The organism is Blautia sp. JLR.GB0024 (genome assembly GCF_037000545.1).
Lineage (GTDB): Bacteria > Bacillota > Clostridia > Lachnospirales > Lachnospiraceae > Blautia > Blautia celeris.
The window spans coordinates 98,678-117,015 of the sequence record NZ_JBANBF010000007.1 but is presented as its reverse complement, the minus strand read 5'-3'; the positions used below and the strand labels follow the sequence as shown (position 1 = coordinate 117,015).

The 18,338-nt window shown below is 48.8% G+C and carries 20 protein-coding genes and 1 pseudogene; 1 reads left to right on the top strand and 20 read right to left on the bottom strand.

The genetic code is table 11. The features are described 5' to 3' along the window. Position 1 precedes the first annotated feature (1 nt). The gene (locus V8Q34_RS16670; RefSeq protein ID WP_033141735.1) at positions 2–358 is read right to left on the bottom strand and encodes an Asp23/Gls24 family envelope stress response protein; all 357 of its coding nucleotides are present in this window, start codon (positions 356–358) and stop codon (positions 2–4) included. Between the two features lie 217 nt (positions 359–575). Here V8Q34_RS16670 and rpmB point away from each other — a divergent pair, with 217 nt between their 5' ends. Next, positions 576–764: a 50S ribosomal protein L28 gene (rpmB, locus tag V8Q34_RS16665; protein WP_018598007.1), complete on the top strand. Its 189-nt coding sequence runs from the start codon at positions 576–578 to the stop codon at positions 762–764. A 294-nt stretch (positions 765–1,058) separates the two neighbouring features. On the opposite strand, the gene V8Q34_RS16660 is transcribed toward rpmB, so the two are convergent. From V8Q34_RS16660 to V8Q34_RS16570, 19 genes and pseudogenes are all read right to left on the bottom strand, one after another. Further along, positions 1,059–1,493: a GerW family sporulation protein gene (locus V8Q34_RS16660; protein WP_335835935.1), complete on the bottom strand. Its 435-nt coding sequence runs from the start codon at positions 1,491–1,493 to the stop codon at positions 1,059–1,061. 20 nt (positions 1,494–1,513) lie between these two features. Then, positions 1,514–2,557 (bottom strand): hypothetical protein, encoded by a 1,044-nt coding sequence (locus V8Q34_RS16655; protein WP_335835934.1) that lies wholly within the window; start codon positions 2,555–2,557, stop codon positions 1,514–1,516. Positions 2,558–2,571: 14 nt separating this feature from the next. Further along, on the bottom strand, positions 2,572–2,910 hold the full coding sequence (locus V8Q34_RS16650; RefSeq protein WP_033141738.1) for a hypothetical protein: 339 nt from the start codon (positions 2,908–2,910) through the stop codon (positions 2,572–2,574). A 60-nt stretch (positions 2,911–2,970) separates the two neighbouring features. After that, a complete protein-coding gene (pap, locus tag V8Q34_RS16645) occupies positions 2,971–4,497 on the bottom strand; it encodes a polyphosphate:AMP phosphotransferase (protein ID WP_103732087.1) in 1,527 nt (508 codons plus the stop codon). 118 nt (positions 4,498–4,615) lie between these two features. Beyond that, a pseudogene (locus tag V8Q34_RS16640) lies at positions 4,616–5,067 on the bottom strand (NUDIX hydrolase). 279 nt (positions 5,068–5,346) lie between these two features. After that, complete coding sequence (locus tag V8Q34_RS16635; RefSeq protein ID WP_148392725.1) at positions 5,347–6,843, bottom strand: peptidoglycan D,D-transpeptidase FtsI family protein; 1,497 nt, start codon at positions 6,841–6,843, stop codon at positions 5,347–5,349. Next, positions 6,755–8,146: an FtsW/RodA/SpoVE family cell cycle protein gene (locus tag V8Q34_RS16630; protein WP_033141742.1), complete on the bottom strand. Its 1,392-nt coding sequence runs from the start codon at positions 8,144–8,146 to the stop codon at positions 6,755–6,757. The genes V8Q34_RS16635 and V8Q34_RS16630 overlap by 89 nt, the downstream gene beginning before the upstream one ends. An 8-nt stretch (positions 8,147–8,154) precedes the next feature. After that, positions 8,155–10,368, bottom strand: a complete 2,214-nt coding sequence (locus V8Q34_RS16625; protein ID WP_335835933.1) for a U32 family peptidase — start codon at positions 10,366–10,368, stop codon at positions 8,155–8,157. Positions 10,369–10,470: 102 nt separating this feature from the next. Next, the gene (locus V8Q34_RS16620; RefSeq protein ID WP_033141744.1) at positions 10,471–10,881 is read right to left on the bottom strand and encodes a cell division protein ZapA; all 411 of its coding nucleotides are present in this window, start codon (positions 10,879–10,881) and stop codon (positions 10,471–10,473) included. Between the two features lie 122 nt (positions 10,882–11,003). Beyond that, a complete protein-coding gene (gene ruvB / locus V8Q34_RS16615) occupies positions 11,004–12,008 on the bottom strand; it encodes a Holliday junction branch migration DNA helicase RuvB (RefSeq protein WP_033141745.1) in 1,005 nt (334 codons plus the stop codon). 12 nt (positions 12,009–12,020) lie between these two features. Next, positions 12,021–12,638 (bottom strand): Holliday junction branch migration protein RuvA, encoded by a 618-nt coding sequence (gene ruvA / locus V8Q34_RS16610; protein WP_033141746.1) that lies wholly within the window; start codon positions 12,636–12,638, stop codon positions 12,021–12,023. Continuing rightward, on the bottom strand, positions 12,635–13,126 hold the full coding sequence (locus tag V8Q34_RS16605) for a Gx transporter family protein (protein ID WP_033141838.1): 492 nt from the start codon (positions 13,124–13,126) through the stop codon (positions 12,635–12,637). The genes ruvA and V8Q34_RS16605 overlap by 4 nt, the downstream gene beginning before the upstream one ends. 61 nt (positions 13,127–13,187) lie before the next feature. Next, positions 13,188–13,559, bottom strand: coding sequence for a NusG domain II-containing protein (locus tag V8Q34_RS16600; protein ID WP_335835932.1), 372 nt, complete (start codon positions 13,557–13,559; stop codon positions 13,188–13,190). A 101-nt stretch (positions 13,560–13,660) separates the two neighbouring features. Beyond that, complete coding sequence (locus V8Q34_RS16595; protein ID WP_335835931.1) at positions 13,661–14,668, bottom strand: FAD:protein FMN transferase; 1,008 nt, start codon at positions 14,666–14,668, stop codon at positions 13,661–13,663. After that, a complete protein-coding gene (locus V8Q34_RS16590; RefSeq protein WP_033141748.1) occupies positions 14,668–15,456 on the bottom strand; it encodes an RnfABCDGE type electron transport complex subunit B in 789 nt (262 codons plus the stop codon). Before V8Q34_RS16590 ends, V8Q34_RS16595 begins: the two co-directional genes overlap by 1 nt. A gap of 13 nt (positions 15,457–15,469) precedes the next feature. Then, positions 15,470–16,051, bottom strand: a complete 582-nt coding sequence (locus V8Q34_RS16585) for an electron transport complex protein RnfA (protein WP_033141749.1) — start codon at positions 16,049–16,051, stop codon at positions 15,470–15,472. 12 nt (positions 16,052–16,063) lie between these two features. Further along, positions 16,064–16,765 carry an electron transport complex subunit RsxE gene (rsxE, locus tag V8Q34_RS16580; RefSeq protein WP_033141750.1) on the bottom strand — a complete coding sequence of 234 codons (702 nt, stop codon included), beginning with the start codon at positions 16,763–16,765 and terminating at the stop codon, positions 16,064–16,066. A 1-nt stretch (position 16,766) separates the two neighbouring features. Then, complete coding sequence (locus V8Q34_RS16575; protein ID WP_033141751.1) at positions 16,767–17,381, bottom strand: RnfABCDGE type electron transport complex subunit G; 615 nt, start codon at positions 17,379–17,381, stop codon at positions 16,767–16,769. Beyond that, entirely contained in the window at positions 17,378–18,337 is a 960-nt protein-coding gene (locus V8Q34_RS16570; protein WP_033141752.1) for an RnfABCDGE type electron transport complex subunit D, read from the bottom strand. The genes V8Q34_RS16575 and V8Q34_RS16570 overlap by 4 nt, the downstream gene beginning before the upstream one ends. Position 18,338: the final 1 nt, after the last annotated feature.

The window sequence follows — 18,338 nt, the reverse complement described above, 5'->3', positions numbered from 1 at the left end:
ATTAATCGATTACTCTTACGCCCTCTACAAGGATATTGATCTTCTCTATAGTCAAACCGGTAAATTCCTCCACGCGGTATTTCACATTGCTGATGAGATTGTCGGACACGGCAGAGATGCTGACGCCGTACGCGACGATCACGTGAAATTCCAGAGTGATTTTATTATCGGTGATGATGACATTGATTCCATGCTTCAGGCTGTCTTTCTTCAGGAGCTTAACCAGCCCGTCCTTCATGCTGACTGCCGCCATGCCTACGATTCCAAAACATTCGACTGCCACGCTTCCCGCATAAGTAGCGATGACATCCGTATCAATCATTATTTTACCTAATCCTGTATCAACAAGTCCATCCATGCACGGACACCTCCATAGCTTTTTTCTTTGCCGCCGCCCGGGGTATTCCCCGGTCTGCCGCTTTTTCATAGAACCATTCTAACATATCTTTCCCAAAAACGAAATATTAATTTAAAATTTTTATATTTTCACTTGCAAATCCTGTTATCTTCTGTTAAAATAACTATTGTTGTGAGTTTGTATACACGGACTTATTCTATGTTAAGGAGGTGCTACCATGGCAAAGTGTGCAATTTGTGAAAAAGGTGCTCATTTCGGGAACAACGTGAGCCATTCCCATAGAAGATCAAACAAGATGTGGAAATCCAACATCAAATCTGTTAAAGTAAAAACAGCAAACGGTGCTGCAAAGAAAATGTATGTTTGTACTTCCTGCTTAAGAAGCGGCAAAGTGGAGAGAGCGTAAAGAATGAGGAAAGGCCTTGTCCGATGAGACAAGGTCTTTTTTTGTCCTCTTCTATATTCATTCAGCAGCAGAACAGGTTGTATCCCACCAGCATGCACAGTGCCGCAAGTAATACCATAAGGAAGCTCTTTGGAAATATCAAGGCAAGAAACAGCCCTACTCCAATCCAAAACAGTAAAAATCCAATGAGTCTCTGCACAGTCTCTCTGTTTCTCCTTTTGCCTGTTTACTTTAATATATGCACAAAGCCGCCATGAATGACATCCCGGCGGCTTTTTTATGTCCTTATCCTCTTTACTCTTCTGTTTTATCTTCTGTATCTGCTTCCTCAGCCTCTTTCTTCTCGGATTCTGCTTTCTTTACAGGCTCTTTTGCTGCTGCCGCTTCCTCTTTTTTGCCGTCCGTAAATTTATTTACAAAATCGGGAACCATATCCAGAATTTTGGTAAGGCCGTCCTGGTTCTTCACATTGACCAGTTTTGTACTGCCGCCTGAGATCACCAGCACTGCGCTTGGGGAGACCTTGCCGCCCATACCGCCGCCGCCGTTGTTCTTCTTGTCATCGGCAAATGCACCTGCAGCCACGCCGAAGGATACGTCGATCAGCGGAAGGATAATGGTGTCTCCCACAGTGATCGCCTCCCCTACTACTGTTTTCGTTGTGATAAAGCTGTCCATTCCCTTGAAGAGGGAATCCACCGTTGTCTTGAAACTATTATCTGAAGCCATAGTTATTTCCTCCTTAATGTTTACTTGTTTTTAAATTTTTTTCTCAAATCCCTGACATTGGCATCCCTGAACAGTTTCCAGACCGTACGGAGAAACACAAACCCGTACATTCTTCCCCAGATCTGTGCGCGTCCTTCCAGTATGACTCTGTCAAAATACGGATGCAGGGAAAGTCCTCTGCCGTAAAGAGGATAGAAAATACTGGCTCCTGCCAGCACCTGCCCTGTAAGCGCCGGATCATCAAATCCAAAATAAATGTCGCCTTTTATTTTTCTGGGCCGCACATGCCTCATTATGATACCCAGTTCTCCAAATACCAATGTCTTGGCACCCAGAAAGGATTCCGAGGCCAGCAGTTCCCTGATTTGCTCTATTTTACCATAAATCTCTTTGGCTGTCCGCCTGAAATTTACAAAAGCCGCTTTTATTTTCCCGGGAAGCCCAAGAAGTTTTTTTATGATCTCCGAAATTTTTTCAAAAACACTGCGGAGTTTCGCAGCCGGACTCTTTTTCGTAGCCGGATTCTTTTTCTCAGCCAGTTTCTTCTTCTCTGCGAAGTCTTTTGTCTCCGCGGAGTTTTTTGTCTCAGCGGCCTTCTCTGTCCCGACAGCATTTACGCTGCTTTCCTTCTCAGTCTCCAACAGGGCCTGCTGTGCGCTGCGGGGCTCTTTTGCCGGAATAGCTGCCTGTTCTTCTGTTTCCGTGCCTTCCCCCGGTGGTGTTTTTTTCTCCTCCGCTGCTGTCAGCTCAGGTTTTTTCTTCTGTCGTTTCTGCCTCCAGGCAGCGATTTTTTTCAATACCACATCCACGGGTATTCCCAAAAAACGGATGGAAAGCTGTAACCCTTCCGTCCCGGAACCGTATCTGGCTGTGACAAAGATCAGATGGAACAGCCAGGAAATCCTCACTTTTCCCTCGTACTTTCCCTCCTCCCGGAAAGCGCTTCCGTAGTAGCGCACCGGTACAAAGACCAGCGACAGCAGAAGGAGAAGAAGCAGACACAATATCACCAGCAGCAGAATTCCGATTATTTTTAGTATACCCAAAATTATATGTATCAGCATCATCTTCTCACCTGTCAGTCTCTTTTTTTCACCCGGGCTGCTTTTTCAAGAAGCCAGCCGCGGATATCCATGGCGCCTGTCTCCTCATAGACTTCTTCTGCAATCTGTTCCACCAGCTCCACAGCCTCGTAATATCCCGAACAGAGTCCCACGATCATGGGACAATTTCTCCTGATCGGCTTCTGCAGCAAATAATTTGCAGATATAATTTCCAGGGAATTCGCCGGGTTGACTGCAAGGGTCACCAGATAAATATCAATGACCCCTGCACCCTGATTGATCTTCCGTATCAGCTTTTTTTGTTTCTTTTTTGCATTATCGCCAACATACAGATTCTTATACCAGTTTAGCATAAATTTCCATCCTTAATCAGAGTCCTGCAGCGTTCCGGCCAGCGGAATGGCTGCGGATTCCTATTCTTTCAGCCTTCTTTCAATTGCATTCACAACAGATTCCAGCACTTTGATGCGGGCATAATATTTGTCATTACCCTCCACGATGATCCATGGTGCATAGGAGGTTGACGTACGGATGACCATCTCGTTGACTGCCTCCTCGTACTGGTCCCATTTTTCCCGGTTTCTCCAGTCTTCGTCTGTGATCTTCCACTGTTTTTCCGGATTTTCCATGCGCTCTTTGAATCTCCGCTCCTGCTCATCCTTGTCAATATGCATCCAGAATTTCAGCACGATCGCTCCGGAATGGGCCAGATGGGCTTCCATATCATTGATCTCCTTGTAGGCCCGCTGCCATTCTTCTTTGGTGCAGAATCCCTCGATCCGCTCCACCATCACCCTTCCGTACCAGGTCCGGTCAAATATGGCAACATGGCCTGCCTTTGGCATGTCCTTCCAAAAGCGCCACAGATAATGGTGGTTCTTCTCCACAGCAGAGGGAGCCGCCGTGGGATTCACCACATATCCTCTGGGATCCATGGCCTCTGTAAGACGCTTGATGGCGCCGCCCTTGCCTCCCGCATCCCATCCCTCAAATCCCAGCACAACGGGGATTCTGCGGCTGTACAGCTCACTGTGGAGGATTGCCATGCGGTCCTGCAGATTTTTTAATTTCTTCTTATATTCTTCCTTTGTGTAGGACAGTGTCAGATCAGCTTTGCTGAGGGTGGAGGATTCCAGGACTTTCCTGGACAGTGGTTCGTATTCCTTCACGGCTTCACCCGCACCGGCCTCCGCCTTACGCGCCTCTTCTTTCGCCAGCTTTTCCGTCTTAACTTCCTCTATCTTCTCTGTCAGACTCTCGATAACAGAGGAAAGAATCTTCACCGTGGCAAAGCGGCGGTCCGTGGCCTCGATAATGGTCCAGGGGGCACACTCTGTCTCTGTCTTCTCCAGCATTTCCTCCAGCATGGCTTTATAGGTGCCATACTCCTCGTTGCGCTTCAAATCAGCCTTGCTGACTCTCCACGCTGTCTCTTTATTATCCAGAAGTCCGTCAAAACGCTTTTTCTGTTCTTTTCTGCTGATGTGCATAAAGAACTTGATCAGCACAGCGCCGTCATCTGTCAGCGTCTTCTCAAATGTATTGATCTCCTGATAGGCATACATAAGCTCTTCCGGTGAAATCTTCTCCTCAAACCTGTCCACGGAAACTCTCCTGTACCAGCTTGTATCAAAAATGGCGATCCTGCCTTTTTCCGGCGTCTTAGTCCAGAAACGCCACAAAAACGGGTACATGCGCTCCTCTTTTGACTCCTGTTTGATAGCAAAAACTTTAAACCCCCTGGGATCCAGCGGATGTATCAGTTTATTGATCTGCACGCCCTTTCCCGCTGCCCCAAACCCTTCAAAGAGAATCATGACCGGGATTCCCAAATCCCTGCATTCCCTCTGCAGACGCGAAAGTGTCCCTTCCAGAGCCTCCATCTTTTCTTTGTACTCTTCTTTCCCCATCTCTTTTGTCAAATCAATCTGTTCTAACATCTGGCTACCTCCTCCATTTTTATGAAAGCGCGGCTGTTAATAGTTACTGTCTGAATCTACACCTGTAAAAGTACAAAAAGGGGCTGGAAAAACCAGTCCCTTCTCATCAGCTGAATAACTAAAAATACTTTTTGTTTCCCCACAGATTTGATTTTTTCAAATCCAGGTATTCATTATAAGCCTTTTCCAGAATCTGCTTTTCGTTGGAAAATCGTAATAGATGGTAAGCTTCATGGAACTTGTAAAAACCGGAATCTACAAAATATTCGTCTCTCTGGGGCCGGCTGTAATAGCTGCTGGCGGCCATGAGATACCAGTAGACATCCTTTTCCACAGTATCTTCCGGCACACAAAAACTATACTGGCTTTTTCCTACATATTTGATGATATTAGCTGCTACACCTGCCTCCTCCTTCACTTCGCGCAGTGCCGTATCCTTATAGTCTTCGCCTTCCTCTACTGTACCCTTTGGCAAAACCCAGCCCTCATATTTTGCTTATAGGATTTGTACAGGGTCAGTATCTTTCCCCGATATATTACCACCCCGCCACAGCTCGTTGCTTCAATCATAGTGCAAGTCCTCCTGTACGACCCTTTTCCGGGCCAGCGTTGTGTTTCGTTGTTATCAGTATACCTCTTTTTGGATACCTGTGCAAGGGATAAATGGAAACTGCAATGGGGGGGAATTAAGGCGGACGGAAGAGGGAGGGAGCGGGGATGAATGTCTGTGAGCGAAGCGTTGCGCTGCCACGGAGCTAACCTGCTCCCTCCCTCTTCCTGGTTTTTATCTTTCCCGTATGCGTTTCATAGTGGGTAAAATAAGGGTGCAGGGCGGAAAGTTATATAAATCTAATAATAAAATTCATTGAAGACCTCATGGGCAATGGGGACTGCTACGGAGCTGCCGGTTCCGGCGCCTTCTGCTATGACTGCGATGGCGATCTGGGCATCTCCCATGGTGGAGTATCCTACAAACCAGGAATGGGTCTTTATGTCCCCGTCTGCGCCGTAATACTCCGCGGATCCTGTCTTGCCGGCGGCGCTGTAGTTCTCGCCGCTTAAGGAGGACGCGGTTCCTCTGTTTACCACCTCTTCCATGAGGTTCTGCATCACACGAGCCTCACTGCTCTCCATAAGCTGTTTGTATTCCGCCGGCTTGGTGGACTTCACCACATCCCCGTTCACATTCTCTACATGGTCCACATAATATGGTTTCATCAGCACGCCGTCATTGGCAATGGCACTGACGATCATGGCCATATGCATGGGAGAGACCAGGGTGTTTCCCTGACCGATGGAGGTCTGCATAAGGAGCGGGTTGCCCGGATGCTCACCCAGGTCAAATCTGCTCTTGTTGTATTCAATGGGAACGGGGAGCTTGCTGTTAAATAAAAGGCTCTCCGCCGTCTGTGTCAGCTTTGATTTTCCCAGATCCACACCGATGCTGGCAAAGGCACTGTTGCAGGATTCCGCGAAAGCCGTGGTGAAATCCTCCTCCCCGTGCACTTCCCCGTCATAGCAGGTGATAGTATGGTCATCCATGGTAATGCTGCCGTCACAGTTATAATAATAGCCGTCTATGCTGCCGTGGGCTTTCAGGTAGGCCAGGGCTGTGACGATCTTGAATGTGGACCCCGGCGGATAAGCGCCCTGTGTTGCCCGGTTCAGCAGGCTGCTGTTTGAGTTGTCGCTGACCAGATAATCCCAGTCCTGGGCCACTGTATTGGGATTGAAATCCGGCTTGCTCACAGATGCCAGAACCGCTCCGGTTCGGGGGTCCATGACCACAACAGCGCCTCTGTTGTCTCCCAGAGCATTATAGGCTGTCTGCTGCAGGGAGGCATTCAGGGTGCTGACCACATTGTCTCCCAGGTTCTTTTCACTTTTCAGTTCATTAGCCGCCTGTGAGAGATAGCCGTCATGGGAAGTCATGAGCTGGAAATTCGCCAGGGATTCCAAGCCGTTTTTGCCGTTGGCATCATATCCAACCACATGGGCAAACACATTGCTGTAGGGATATACCCTGGTTTCCGAACCGTCGTCATTTACCTGTGTATAGGCCAGAGTCTGTCCGTCAGAGGACAGGATGCTGCCGCGGACCACCCGGTCCTCGAACTGGTCCTGCCTGGTGTTATAGGGACTGCTGATCACGCCCTCCCGCTTCACCACCTGGAAATAAACCATATAGCCAATCAAAGAAATAAAGATGCATACGAAAAAATAACTGACTATGGCATATTCCCGGTTCCGGGCCTTCTTAGCCTTTAATTCTTTTTTCTCTAACGCCTTCTCTTCCTTTAAGAGACGCTTCTCTTCTTTTTTCTTTCTGCTTTTCAAGTTCTTCATCCTCGTCTTCTCTCAAAATATATAACCCCTGGATAATCGCCAGCATGATGATCGTGCTTAACACAGAGCTTCCGCCGTAGCTGACAAGGGGAAGGGTGATTCCCGTCATGGGGATAAATTTTGTCACACCGCCGATGGTAAGAAACACCTGAAACGCATATTCCGTTCCCAGTCCCAGCGCGATCAGTTTATAAAACGGTTTCTTGATCTGCAGGGAGATATTCACCACCAGCAAAAACATACTCATACAGATCAGGATCAGGCACATGGCAAAGAGAACCCCCATCTCCTCACAGATCGCAGCAAACATATAGTCCTGCTTAACAAAGGGAATCATATTGGGGGAACCCTGGCAAAGCCCCATGCCAAACAGACTTCCTGTACCGATGGCAAACAGCCCCTGCACAATTTGATATCCCGCCCCTTCATAGACAGAGAAGGGATTTTTCCAGGCAACTACCCTCTGGCGCACATGTCCGAAGAGGAAGTAGGCGCCCACAGCCGCCACGCAGCCGGAACCAAGCCCCGCCAGCAGATACAGAGGCTTTTTGGTAGCCACATACAGCATGACCACGTATGTGATGAAAAAAACCAGAGCACTTCCAAGGTCCTTGGATATGACCAGTACCAGCACATAAGCGGCAGCCACTGCCGTTGTGATCACATGATCCTGAAACGTAGCTCTTTTCCTGTACAGCCTGCAGGCAACAAAAAATACAAAGATGATCTTCACAAACTCCGAGGGCTGGAACGCGAATCCACCCAGAGAAATATTGATCTTCGCCCCGTTGACATTCTTGCCCAGGACCAGAACTACCAAAAGCAGCAGCATGCCCGCCCCGGCATAGAACCAGGTCCACTTATTTAAAAAGGTCAGTTTTCTTATCATGACCGGTATCACCATGGCAATAACCGTAGCGATCACCACGATCTGAAACTGCCGCACCGCAGATTCCGTATCCAGCCTTGCCAGCATGATAAAGCCCACAGAGAGCAGCATGCACATATGGTTCAGCAAAAGCAATGACGCCTTCTTGTAAAAGATTCGGTAAAGTACCTGAACCACAATAAAATACAAAAGCTGTGCTCCAAAGAAATATATGACCTCCATCTTCTCCGTCTTCAGGAAAATAACAAGAAAAGCCACAAAATCCATAAAGAAGATCACAATAAGCTGTTTTCTTAAAATATACCGCTTATCATCCTCAGCCTTGTATTTAAACACACTGAAACTCTCCAGCGTATAGAGAGCCGCCAGTATAAGCAGCAGATATTTTGAAAGTTCTACAATTAAATTAATCAAATCTTCACCTACTCCACGCCCCGTTTAAAATGCCCTTTTGTAAATTCAGGCACCTGATCCGGCACGTCTTTATTTTTCTTGTAAACATCCAGAAACAAATCGAGCAGTCTTCCAGTTTCAGCTTTCCCTTCTATCGTAAAGTTCATACGGAATGCCGAAACAGATAAGGCTTTTATCTGCTCTGCCTCCTTTAAAAGACCTGTGGGAACGCTGTTGTAAATCACATTATAACAGAAATCACACACGCACTGGGCGGTAAAATAATTCCCGTACCTGTCTTTCAGCCGCACAGTTCCGCTCTTTTTATCACAGGCGTTATATGTCTTCTTCAGACACTGGGCAGATATCATCATAGGGTAATACCCGTAGACAATCCACTCGCTGCCCGCATTATCTCTGCGGCGTATCTCCCCGCCGTTCTGCTCCAAAGGAACCGTGGTGCGCAGCACACCCCGGTCTTCCAGAAAAGCTTTTGACGCGTCATTAAACGCATATAAAGAGTGATCACACACCGCTTTCTCTGCAAGTCCCAGACTCTTTACATACCCCAGCTCTTCCAGATTCCGCACCAGGAACCCATCCAGACACCCCGCCAGATTCATAAGTTCTGCCTCTTTGCTCTCCAGATTTTTCTCTCTCTGGATATAGGGAAATGCCAGATAACACTCCTTGCCGAATTCCTTTATATACTCCACGGCATACCTGGTCTTTTCCTCAAAACTATCGCCCCAGAACATGGATATGCTGCAGTAAATACCATCCACTTCCGGCCGTCTCAAGGCCTCCTCCATTTGTTCCCATGTCTCCACAGACACGTAAAACTTTTTGGAACCCCTGCTTTTTTCCGGTTTTGGGGATGTTTTCTTCTCCCCGCCATCCATCCTCCGTACATCCAGCACGCGTCTGAAGGGCTGCAGGCACTCTTTTTCCAGCGCTTCCAGGCCTTTTCTACGCAATTCATTCAGACTCTGCATGGGCAGAAATCCCTGCTCATCTGTCTGCACATCCAGGTGTTCAAATACAAACGGGGTGTTCCCTGTCTTCTCCATCTGCTTTTTCACCCGTTCTGCGTCAAGGGGCTGCTTCCTGGCTTCCTGTACGGTTTCCCCTTCCACCTGTACGTGGCGGTTTCCGTACTCCAAATCCAGTATAGCAGGGCTGCCGCAAAAGAGGATTACATTTCCGTAAATTTTTTCTTGCAATTTCTTGTCAACATATTGAACTTTCAATTGCGAAAATAAGTCTTCATCCCGTTTTCCCGGTCCCTTTTCCCGGCTGTCCCTGGCCTTTAGATTCTGCACAGCCATCATATTTCTGCCATTGTGCTGTTTATAATAGCCCTCGTTGAACCCATCTCTCTGGTATAACTTTAAAAGCTCCTGCCTGTCGCTGTCCAGGACACGAAAGCTTTTGGGGTTCTCTTTATACAGATCCATATATTTTCGGTAAATCCTTGTGACGCCTGCCGCATATTCCGGCTTTTTCATGCGCCCCTCTATTTTCAGGGAATAGACTCCCGCGTCCAAGATCTCCGGCAGAATGTCAATGGTGCACATATCTTTTGGACTCAGAGGATATTCCTCCTTCTTACTTCCCAGCCTTTTCTCTCCGTCGTACACTTCATAGGGAAGCCTGCAGGGCTGTGCACATCTTCCCCTGTTGCCGCTTCTTCCTCCCAGCATACTGGAGAACAGGCACATACCGGAATAGGAGTAACAGAGTGCGCCGTGAATAAAGCTCTCGATCTCCATCCCCGTCTCCTGATAGATCTCACGAATCTCCTGAAGGGACAGCTCACGGGCAGTCACGATTCTGGATGCCCCTGCCTCCTTCATAAGAGCTGCCCCCTTCGGTCCGGTCACCGCCATCTGGGTACTCACATGGATGGGCAGCCCGGGAAATTCCCTTCTGATAAAAGAGAGAACGCCATAGTCCTGTACAATGACAGCGTCCACGCCCTGTTCATAATAAGGAGCCAGATAGGTGTACAACTGTTCTTCCAGCTCTCTGTTTTTAAGCAGAGTATTCACGGTCATATATATTTTCTTTCCGTGCAGGTGGGTAAAATCAATGGCTTCAAGCAGTTCGTCTGTGTCCGGGTTGTTGGCGTACGCCCTGGCCCCGAACATCTGACCTCCAATATAGACCGCATCCGCCCCCGCTTGGACAGCGGCACGAAGCCCCTCATAAGAACCGGCAGGTGCCAGCAGTTCTGCTCTCATAATCTGTCTCCTCCAAAATTCCTGTTGATAGAAAAAGGGCGTGTTACTTCTGTCCGAAGCGCGCCCTATCATTCTGTGTTCCGGAAGTTTTAAGCATGCTCACTATTGTTTTAAAAATTCTTCCAGTTCTTTTTCCAGTTCCTCTATTCTGTTCTGCAGCTTATCCATCTGCTCATTCTTCAGCGCCACGTCTTTTCTGGCATTCTCAAGCTGTACCTGGCTGGTGATCAGGTCATGCTTCAGATCATACATTTCTCTGTCCTTTGCCTCCAGGTCCTCCTCGAAAATCTCCGCCTGACGTTTGGCCTTAAAGTAATCATCTGCCACATTCAGGCTCAAAAGTGTGTGTTTTGTCTCCACGGACTGACGGCTGTAACCTGGGAGCTGTCCCAGTTCCGTCATTTTATTATTCATATAAGATGCAACCTTCTGCAGGTATTCTTCACTTTCATATCCGCTCAGGGTAATAATCTTGCCTCCGATTAAAACCTGTGTAGTATTCTTTACTGCCATTCAAGGGCTCCTCCCGATTTTCATTCATGACAACAGAAAGTCCGCAAAGCGCCCTTTCCATCATCTGCATTTTATTTCCACTGTCTATTATAATCGAAATATGCAGAAAAACAACCTTTTTCTCATTCCCCTGTCTGATTCAGCCCCAAATGGTGGTATGCCAGCTCGCTTGCCACCCTTCCTCTGGGGGTACGGAGCAGAAATCCATTCTTGATCAGATAAGGTTCGTAGACGTCCTCAATGGTGCCGGAATCCTCACCGATAGCCGCGGCAAGAGTATCCAGACCCACAGGTCCGCCGGAAAAACGCTGAATCACAGTGGTGAGCAGAAGCCGGTCTGTCTGGTCAAGCCCATATCTGTCCACCTCCAGAAGGTCCATGGCAAAATCAGCAACCTCTTTTGTGATCTTCCCGTCATACCGCACCTGGGCAAAGTCTCTGACTCTCTTTAAAAGCCGGTTTGCAAGCCTCGGGGTCCCACGGGAACGTTTTGCCATCTCCCAGGCCCCCTCCTCGTCAATCTCCACTCCAAGCACATTTGCAGAATGCAGTATAATGGTCTTCAACTCCTCTTCCGTGTAAAATTCCAGGTGATGTACCACCCCGAACCGGTCACGAAGAGGCGCAGTCAGAAGACCTGCCCTGGTGGTGGCCCCCACCAAAGTAAATTTCGGAAGGTCCAGACGGATGGAACGGGCAGCCGTGCCCTTTCCTATCATAATGTCAATGGCATAGTCCTCCATGGCCGGATAGAGCACTTCTTCCACCTGTCGGTTCAGCCTGTGGATCTCATCTACAAAAAGCACATCATGCTCCTGCAGGTTATTGAGGATTGCCGCCATCTCCCCGGGCTTTTCAATGGCCGGACCGCTGGTCACTTTCATATGTACACCCAGCTCATTAGCTATGATACCTGCCAGTGTGGTCTTGCCCAGTCCCGGAGGGCCGTAGAACAGCACATGGTCCAGCGCATCATTTCTCTGTTTAGCAGCTTCTATGTATACCTTCAGGTTATTCTTTGCCTTCTCCTGGCCGATATAGTCATCCAGGTACTGCGGGCGCAGATTTCCCTCTATTTTCAAGTCTTCTTCTATTACGTCTGTGGTAATCACTCTTTTTTTATCCATGCTCTCATCCCGCTAAAAATTCATTTTTTTCAATGCCAGTTTCAGTATCTCCTCCACGTTCATGTGGGAAGTCACATCCACCTGCTTCACAGCCCGCAAAGCCTCGCTGCCGGAATACCCAAGCGCGGTGAGGGCCTGCACAGCTTCCTTTTTGGCATCCACAAGGTCCCCGGTCTCCGTCTGGGAGGCTTCCTGCACATGCATGGTCTTCGTATCAAACGCCTCTTGTAAGTCCAGCTTGTCCTTCAGCTCCAGGATCATCTTCTGCGCTGTCTTCTTCCCCACACCGGGCGCTCTGGAAATCGTCTTCACATCATCCGAAAGCACTGCAAAACGCAGCTCATCTGCGGACAGCCCGGAGAGAATCCCAAGAGCCGCCTTCGGCCCGATCCCGCTGACACCAAGAAGCATCCGGAACATTTTCAGATCATCCCGCGTGAGAAAGCCATACAACTGCATGGCATCCTCCCGCACATGGAGATGTGTATGTATTTTCACTTCCTGTCCCGGACGCAGGGTGCCGTCCAGGGCAGAGGCGGGCATGGAGACATTATATCCTATATTTCCGCACTCCAGAATCAGTTTTTCCTCTTCTATTTCAACCACTTCGCCTTTTAAGTATGCAATCATGTCAAGTCCTTTCCAGGTATTCGTTTCATAATCTCACCGGACAGAATACCAATCAGCAGTCCGGTCAGAAGCCCTGCTATGAGAAGTACAGGAAGATAGTAAAAAAGATTCACATTCTCCACCACGCAGACTGCGATCAGAATCTGTCCGATATTGTGTGTCACACCGCCGGCAATACTCACACCTGCCACGGAAAAACCGCCGTTCTTTTTCAAGAGCACCATGACCAGCAGGCTCAGCCCCGCCCCTGCCAGACTGAACAATATGGAAAACAGATTTCCAAACATAAACCCAATCACCAGTATTCTGATAAAAGAGACAACTGCCGCCTCTCTCCATCCGAAAAGGTACAGCAGAATCACAGTGACCAGATTTGCCAGCCCCAGCTTAATCCCGGGAATGCCCGCAAAAACCGGCAGCAGGGTCTCCACATACCCGAATATAATGGCAACCGCTGCAAACAGCCCCATATACGCTGTCTTCTTCATATCCTTATCTCCCTGCATCCTCAACAGTCTTACACCGCTGCCCTTGAATCTTTTCCTCTCTCTATGACGCCACCACATCCGGCCCCTCCGAGGACTCCCTGCTTACAATCTCCAGCACTACCCGGTTAGGCAGACAGACAATCGTACCGCCGGTCTTTGAAATCCTCTTCTGCTTCATACAGAGATGATCCGGACAGTCCGCCTCCGTCATCGTCACATACCCATCCTTTATCTCACACACATTCGTATCCCCTATACGGATGACCCGGTCTTCCTCCAGCGAATACACCCCATACTCTTCCCCGTCCACGGTAATACGAAGCTGTGCCTTTTCATATGTAAACTGCCCCCGTACATAGGGAATAAACCAGCATAAAAAAGCGATCAGCAATACAATGCCAATCAGTCCTATATCTCTTTTTTTCATTTTCATTTTAACATTCTAACATAAGAAGAACCAAAATGCAAATATACGTTCGCAAGAGGGGGATTTTGGTGGCAATGTGGACGGGATAAGACGGGGAGGGCGGGGTGTCAGTCTTTTCCATCCCCTTTAAGCTCCACCCCATCCGTAGCCTCCACCTTCCCATCTTTCCTCACAAACACAGCCTCAACCCCCGCCGTATTCTCAATCAATTTCCTCCCTTTCTCATACCCAAGTATCAGACAACTGGTACTAAGCGCATCCCCCTCAAGCGAACTCTTTGACAAAATCGTCACCTGCGCCAGATCCGTCTCCACCGGATATCCTGTTTCCGGGTCCAGCACATGGTAATACAACTCTCCGTCAGCTTCAAAGTACCTCTCATAAATCCCTGACGACACCACGGAACTCCCCGCCGCATCCACATAAGCCACAATCTCATTCCTCTCGGCAAACGGCTTCTGTATCCCAATCTCCCAGGGACTCCCATCCTCTTTTTCCCCGATGGTCAGCACATTCCCCCCCAGATTGATATACCCGCTCTCGATTCCCTCTGATACCAGATACTCCTTCAGCCTGTCCGCAATATACCCCTTGGCCAGCGCGCCCAAATCCAGCATGGTATTCGGATCATCAAATTTCACTTTATCCCCTGCTTCCAGATGCACCCGGGAATACCCCACTTTTTCAAGTGTCTTTTTTATCTCCTCCTCAGCGGGAACCTTTGGATCTTCATTTTTAAAATCCCACAGATCCGACAGCGGCGCCACTGAGATATCAAATCTTCCGCCTGTCACCTCATAATACTCCTTCGCACAGGAGAGCAGCGCATATAAATCCTCGGACACCACTGCCTCGCTCTCTGTTCTGTGATTCAGACGGTAAAGCTCACTGTTTTCTTTTGTCCGGCTGAATATATCCTCATATTCAGCACATTTGGCAAATGCCTCATCCAGCACATGCTGCTCCTGCTCCTCACAAAGGATGGAAACAGAAATCATGGTGTCAAAAAAGAATCCCTTTTTTGACACCATGTCCTTTTTTTTCTGACCGCAGCCGCCCACCAAAAGGCAGACTGCAGTCAGACATATGAAAATAAATATTTGTTTCTTATTCATCAGCAGATAATCTTTCTTGGGCAGGTTTCCTGACACTTGCCGCAGTTGGTGCATTTTTCAGAATCAATGTGCGCCAGATTGTCCTCAATGGTGATGGCCTGTGCCGGACATTCTCGCTCACATTTTTTGCAGGCGATACAGCCCACCTTGCAGGCATTCATGACTGCTTTTCCTTTTTCTTTTGAGCTGCAGGCAACCGCGTGCTTCTGCTCATAAGGGATCAGCTCGATCAGATGTCTTGGACAGGCTGCCACGCATTTTCCGCAGGCTTTACATTTTTCCTTGTCCACAAGAGCAATGCCGTTTACTATATGTATCGCGTCAAAAGGACAAACCTTGACACAGCTACCAGAGCCCAGACAGCCAAAGCTGCAGGATTTTGCTCCGCCGTTCTGCATCTGGGAGATCATCTTACAATCCGAAACTCCTGTATATTCGTATAATTCCGTTGTCTTTTCACAGTCACCGGCACATTTTACGAATGCAGTCATGCGCACTGTCTCTCCCACTTCTTCTCCCATGACTGCACCGATCTTGGCTGCCACAGGCGCACCGCCTACGGGACAGGCATTCACAGGCGCCTCGCCTTTTGCGATCGCTGCCGCAAGGCCGTCGCAGCCCGGATATCCGCAGCCGCCGCAGTTGTTGCCCGGAAGCTCTTCCCTGACTAATATTTCTTTTTCATCTACTTCTACGGCAAATTTCTTTCCTGCTACTCCCAGGAACACTCCGATAAAGAGGCCTACGCCGCCTACCAAAACCGCCGCAATTACAATTCCTGTAACCATATCTCGCGCCTCCTTAGATTATGCCGGAGAAGCCAAAGAAAGCAATGGCCATCAGACCGGCTGTCAACAGTACCATGGGAAATCCCTGGAAATATTTCGGAATATCATTGTATTCCATCTTCTCACGCAGACCCGCCATAAGTACAATGGAGATGGTGAAGCCAACGGCTGTGGCAAAACCATTTACGGTACTCTGAAGCACATTGTACTCCTTCTGCACATTGATGACCGCTACGCCGAGAACCGCGCAGTTGGTGGTGATCAAAGGCAGATACACACCCAGACTCTGATAAAGGGCCTGCATGGACTTTTTCAGGAACATCTCCACGAACTGTACCAGGGCTGCAATGACCAGAATAAAGACAATGGTCTGCAGGAACTGCATATTCACATGTGGATTTGCCAGCAGATACTTATAAATCAGACTGGTGACCAGGGAGGACAGCGTGATAACAAAGACAACTGCTCCGCCCATACCCGCTGCGGTCTCAATTTTCTTGGAAACGCCGAAGAACGGACACAATCCCAGGAATTGGCTCAGCACAACGTTGTTTACTACTGCAGCGCCGACCGCAATAATCAATAATTCTTTCATGCTCCTATCCTCCTATTTCTTCTCCGTGTTGTCGTAAAATTTGCCGCTGCAGGATTTGTTGCCGCAGGTTGCACAGCCGCCTTCCATACAGTGTACAGGATGCTGTTCTTCTTTTGGCTTCTTATCCTGTATTCTGGCGCGCAGGGCTGCCAGAAATGCCAGTACGAAAAAGGCTCCCGGTGCCAGGATGAAAATCGTTGCCGGCTCATAAGCGCCCGGCATAACCTGGAATCCGAACACGGTTCCCGCACCGATCAGTTCACGGAAAGCTGCCAGGATGGTAATGGAAAGGGTAAAGCCAAGACCCATGCCGATACCGTCGAAGATGGAAGCCACAGGAGTATTCTTGGAAGCGAAAGATTCCGCTCTTCCCAGAATGATACAGTTTACTACGATAAGGGGAATATAGATTCCCAGGGAATCATAGAGGGAAGGGATGAATCCTTCCAGCAAAAGCTGTACCACAGTAACAAAGGATGCCACGATCACAATGTAAGCGGGCATACGCACCTTATCCGGAATGATATTCCGAAGAAGGGAAATGAACAGATTGGACATCATGAGCACCACGGTAGTGGTAAGGCCCATGCCGATACCATTGATGGCTGCCGTTGTAACTGCCAGAGTCGGACACATACCCAGTACCAGGACAAAGGTAGGATTTTCTTTGATGATACCGTTATATAAACGCTCCGCAGGTGAATTTTCTCTCATCCTATTTAGCCTCCTCTACTACATACTGGAATGCACACAGACCGGCATTGACGCCGCCTGTCATAGCCTTGGATGTGATGGTTGCGCCGCTTAAGGCATCAATCTGGCTGTCTGACTGCGATCCGGTTTTGGTCACTTCAAATTTATCGACTTTTTTATCTTTAAACTGATTCTTGAAATCATCTTTCTGAGCATTCATGCCAAGGCCGGCAGTCTCGCCGATCTCCAGGATTTCAATCCCGTTCATGGTGCCGTCATTCTGGATTCCCATGGAAAAGGTAATATCTCCGCCGTATCCTTCGGATGTGGTCATATTGATGGCATATCCCAGCACTTCGCCCTGTGCGTCCAGAGCTTTCATCACTTCGTTGACTGTCTGGGCTGTGTAGCCGTTCTCTGACAGATAAGCTGCCAGATCCGCATCTTCCGCCGGAACACACAGCTCAAAGGAGTCTGCGTCCGCAAAAACAGCCATATAAGCCTCCTGTTTTTCCTTCTCCTTCTGCTCAGCGATCGGATCTATTGTGATCTGATAGACCAGACCCAAAAGCAGGCCGGAAATCAGGGTTATGACGGTAAGAATCAGCGTATCTTTTAAAATCGTGTTCTTTTTCATGCTTTCTTACCTCCTTTTCCGAATGCAACCGGCATGGTGACACGCTCAATGAGAGGCACCAGAAGGTTGCAGAAAATGATGGCGTAGGAAACACCTTCCGCTGAACCGCCGAAAATACGGAAAAGTCCGGTAAATACGCCGAGACAGACACCGTACACCAACTGTCCCTTTTTCGTGATCGGTGTGGTCACGTAATCCGTTGCCATGAACCAGGCACCCAGCATCAGACCGCCGCCGAAGAGATGGGCTGCAAGATAGTTAATATCAAAGCCGTGTCCGCCGAACAGCAGCACAAATACGGCAAAGGTACCGATATAGGTGAGCGGGATCCTGCAGTCAATCACTTTTGTTCCCAGCAGAATGGCCGCGCCGACCAAAATAGCCAGGGCAGAAGTCTCACCAATGGTTCCCTGTACATTGCCCAGAAACAGGCTCATGATATCAACACTCTCCCCTGCCTTTAAAGCTGCCAGAGGGGTAGCACCTGACACGGTATCCACCACATTTCCCCAGGCACTTTCAGGTACGGCAAAGTTTGTCATCCTGCCTGTAAAAGAGATCAAAAGGAAGCATCTTGCCGCCAGAGCCGGGTTCATAAAGTTCTGTCCCAGTCCGCCGAAGAGCTGTTTTACCACTAAGACAGCAAACACACCGCCGATGACCGGAATCCACCAGGGTGCGGACGGCGGCAGGTTCAGGGCCAGAAGAAGGCCGGTCACAGCCGCGCTGTAGTCTTTGATCGTCAGTTTTTTGTGCATGAAGTGTTCATACACGGCCTCTGTAGCCACGCAGGTCGCCATGGATATGAGAATCAGCAGAAGCGCGTGAGGCCCGAAATTATAGATACCAAATAAAGCTGCCGGCAGCAGCGCGAGCAGTACCGTGCCCATAATGCCGCTGGTGCTCACCTTCGACCGCACATGAGGCGAAGATGAAATATGTAATAAGTCACTCATG

What these genes read in the sequence shown, in the direction of transcription:
- V8Q34_RS16670 (WP_033141735.1), bottom strand. Translation starts at nt 358, where the DNA reads ATGGATGGACTTGTTGATACAGGATTAGGTAAAATAATGATTGATACG.
- rpmB (WP_018598007.1), top strand. Translation starts at nt 576, where the DNA reads ATGGCAAAGTGTGCAATTTGTGAAAAAGGTGCTCATTTCGGGAACAAC.
- V8Q34_RS16660 (WP_335835935.1), bottom strand. Translation starts at nt 1,493, where the DNA reads ATGGCTTCAGATAATAGTTTCAAGACAACGGTGGATTCCCTCTTCAAG.
- V8Q34_RS16655 (WP_335835934.1), bottom strand. Translation starts at nt 2,557, where the DNA reads ATGCTGATACATATAATTTTGGGTATACTAAAAATAATCGGAATTCTG.
- V8Q34_RS16650 (WP_033141738.1), bottom strand. Translation starts at nt 2,910, where the DNA reads ATGCTAAACTGGTATAAGAATCTGTATGTTGGCGATAATGCAAAAAAG.
- pap (WP_103732087.1), bottom strand. Translation starts at nt 4,497, where the DNA reads ATGTTAGAACAGATTGATTTGACAAAAGAGATGGGGAAAGAAGAGTAC.
- V8Q34_RS16635 (WP_148392725.1), bottom strand. Translation starts at nt 6,843, where the DNA reads ATGAAGAACTTGAAAAGCAGAAAGAAAAAAGAAGAGAAGCGTCTCTTA.
- V8Q34_RS16625 (WP_335835933.1), bottom strand. Translation starts at nt 10,368, where the DNA reads ATGAGAGCAGAACTGCTGGCACCTGCCGGTTCTTATGAGGGGCTTCGT.
- V8Q34_RS16620 (WP_033141744.1), bottom strand. Translation starts at nt 10,881, where the DNA reads ATGGCAGTAAAGAATACTACACAGGTTTTAATCGGAGGCAAGATTATT.
- ruvB (WP_033141745.1), bottom strand. Translation starts at nt 12,008, where the DNA reads ATGGATAAAAAAAGAGTGATTACCACAGACGTAATAGAAGAAGACTTG.
- ruvA (WP_033141746.1), bottom strand. Translation starts at nt 12,638, where the DNA reads ATGATTGCATACTTAAAAGGCGAAGTGGTTGAAATAGAAGAGGAAAAA.
- V8Q34_RS16605 (WP_033141838.1), bottom strand. Translation starts at nt 13,126, where the DNA reads ATGAAGAAGACAGCGTATATGGGGCTGTTTGCAGCGGTTGCCATTATA.
- V8Q34_RS16600 (WP_335835932.1), bottom strand. Translation starts at nt 13,559, where the DNA reads ATGAAAATGAAAAAAAGAGATATAGGACTGATTGGCATTGTATTGCTG.
- V8Q34_RS16595 (WP_335835931.1), bottom strand. Translation starts at nt 14,668, where the DNA reads ATGAATAAGAAACAAATATTTATTTTCATATGTCTGACTGCAGTCTGC.
- V8Q34_RS16590 (WP_033141748.1), bottom strand. Translation starts at nt 15,456, where the DNA reads ATGGTTACAGGAATTGTAATTGCGGCGGTTTTGGTAGGCGGCGTAGGC.
- V8Q34_RS16585 (WP_033141749.1), bottom strand. Translation starts at nt 16,051, where the DNA reads ATGAAAGAATTATTGATTATTGCGGTCGGCGCTGCAGTAGTAAACAAC.
- rsxE (WP_033141750.1), bottom strand. Translation starts at nt 16,765, where the DNA reads ATGAGAGAAAATTCACCTGCGGAGCGTTTATATAACGGTATCATCAAA.
- V8Q34_RS16575 (WP_033141751.1), bottom strand. Translation starts at nt 17,381, where the DNA reads ATGAAAAAGAACACGATTTTAAAAGATACGCTGATTCTTACCGTCATA.
- V8Q34_RS16570 (WP_033141752.1), bottom strand. Translation starts at nt 18,337, where the DNA reads ATGAGTGACTTATTACATATTTCATCTTCGCCTCATGTGCGGTCGAAG.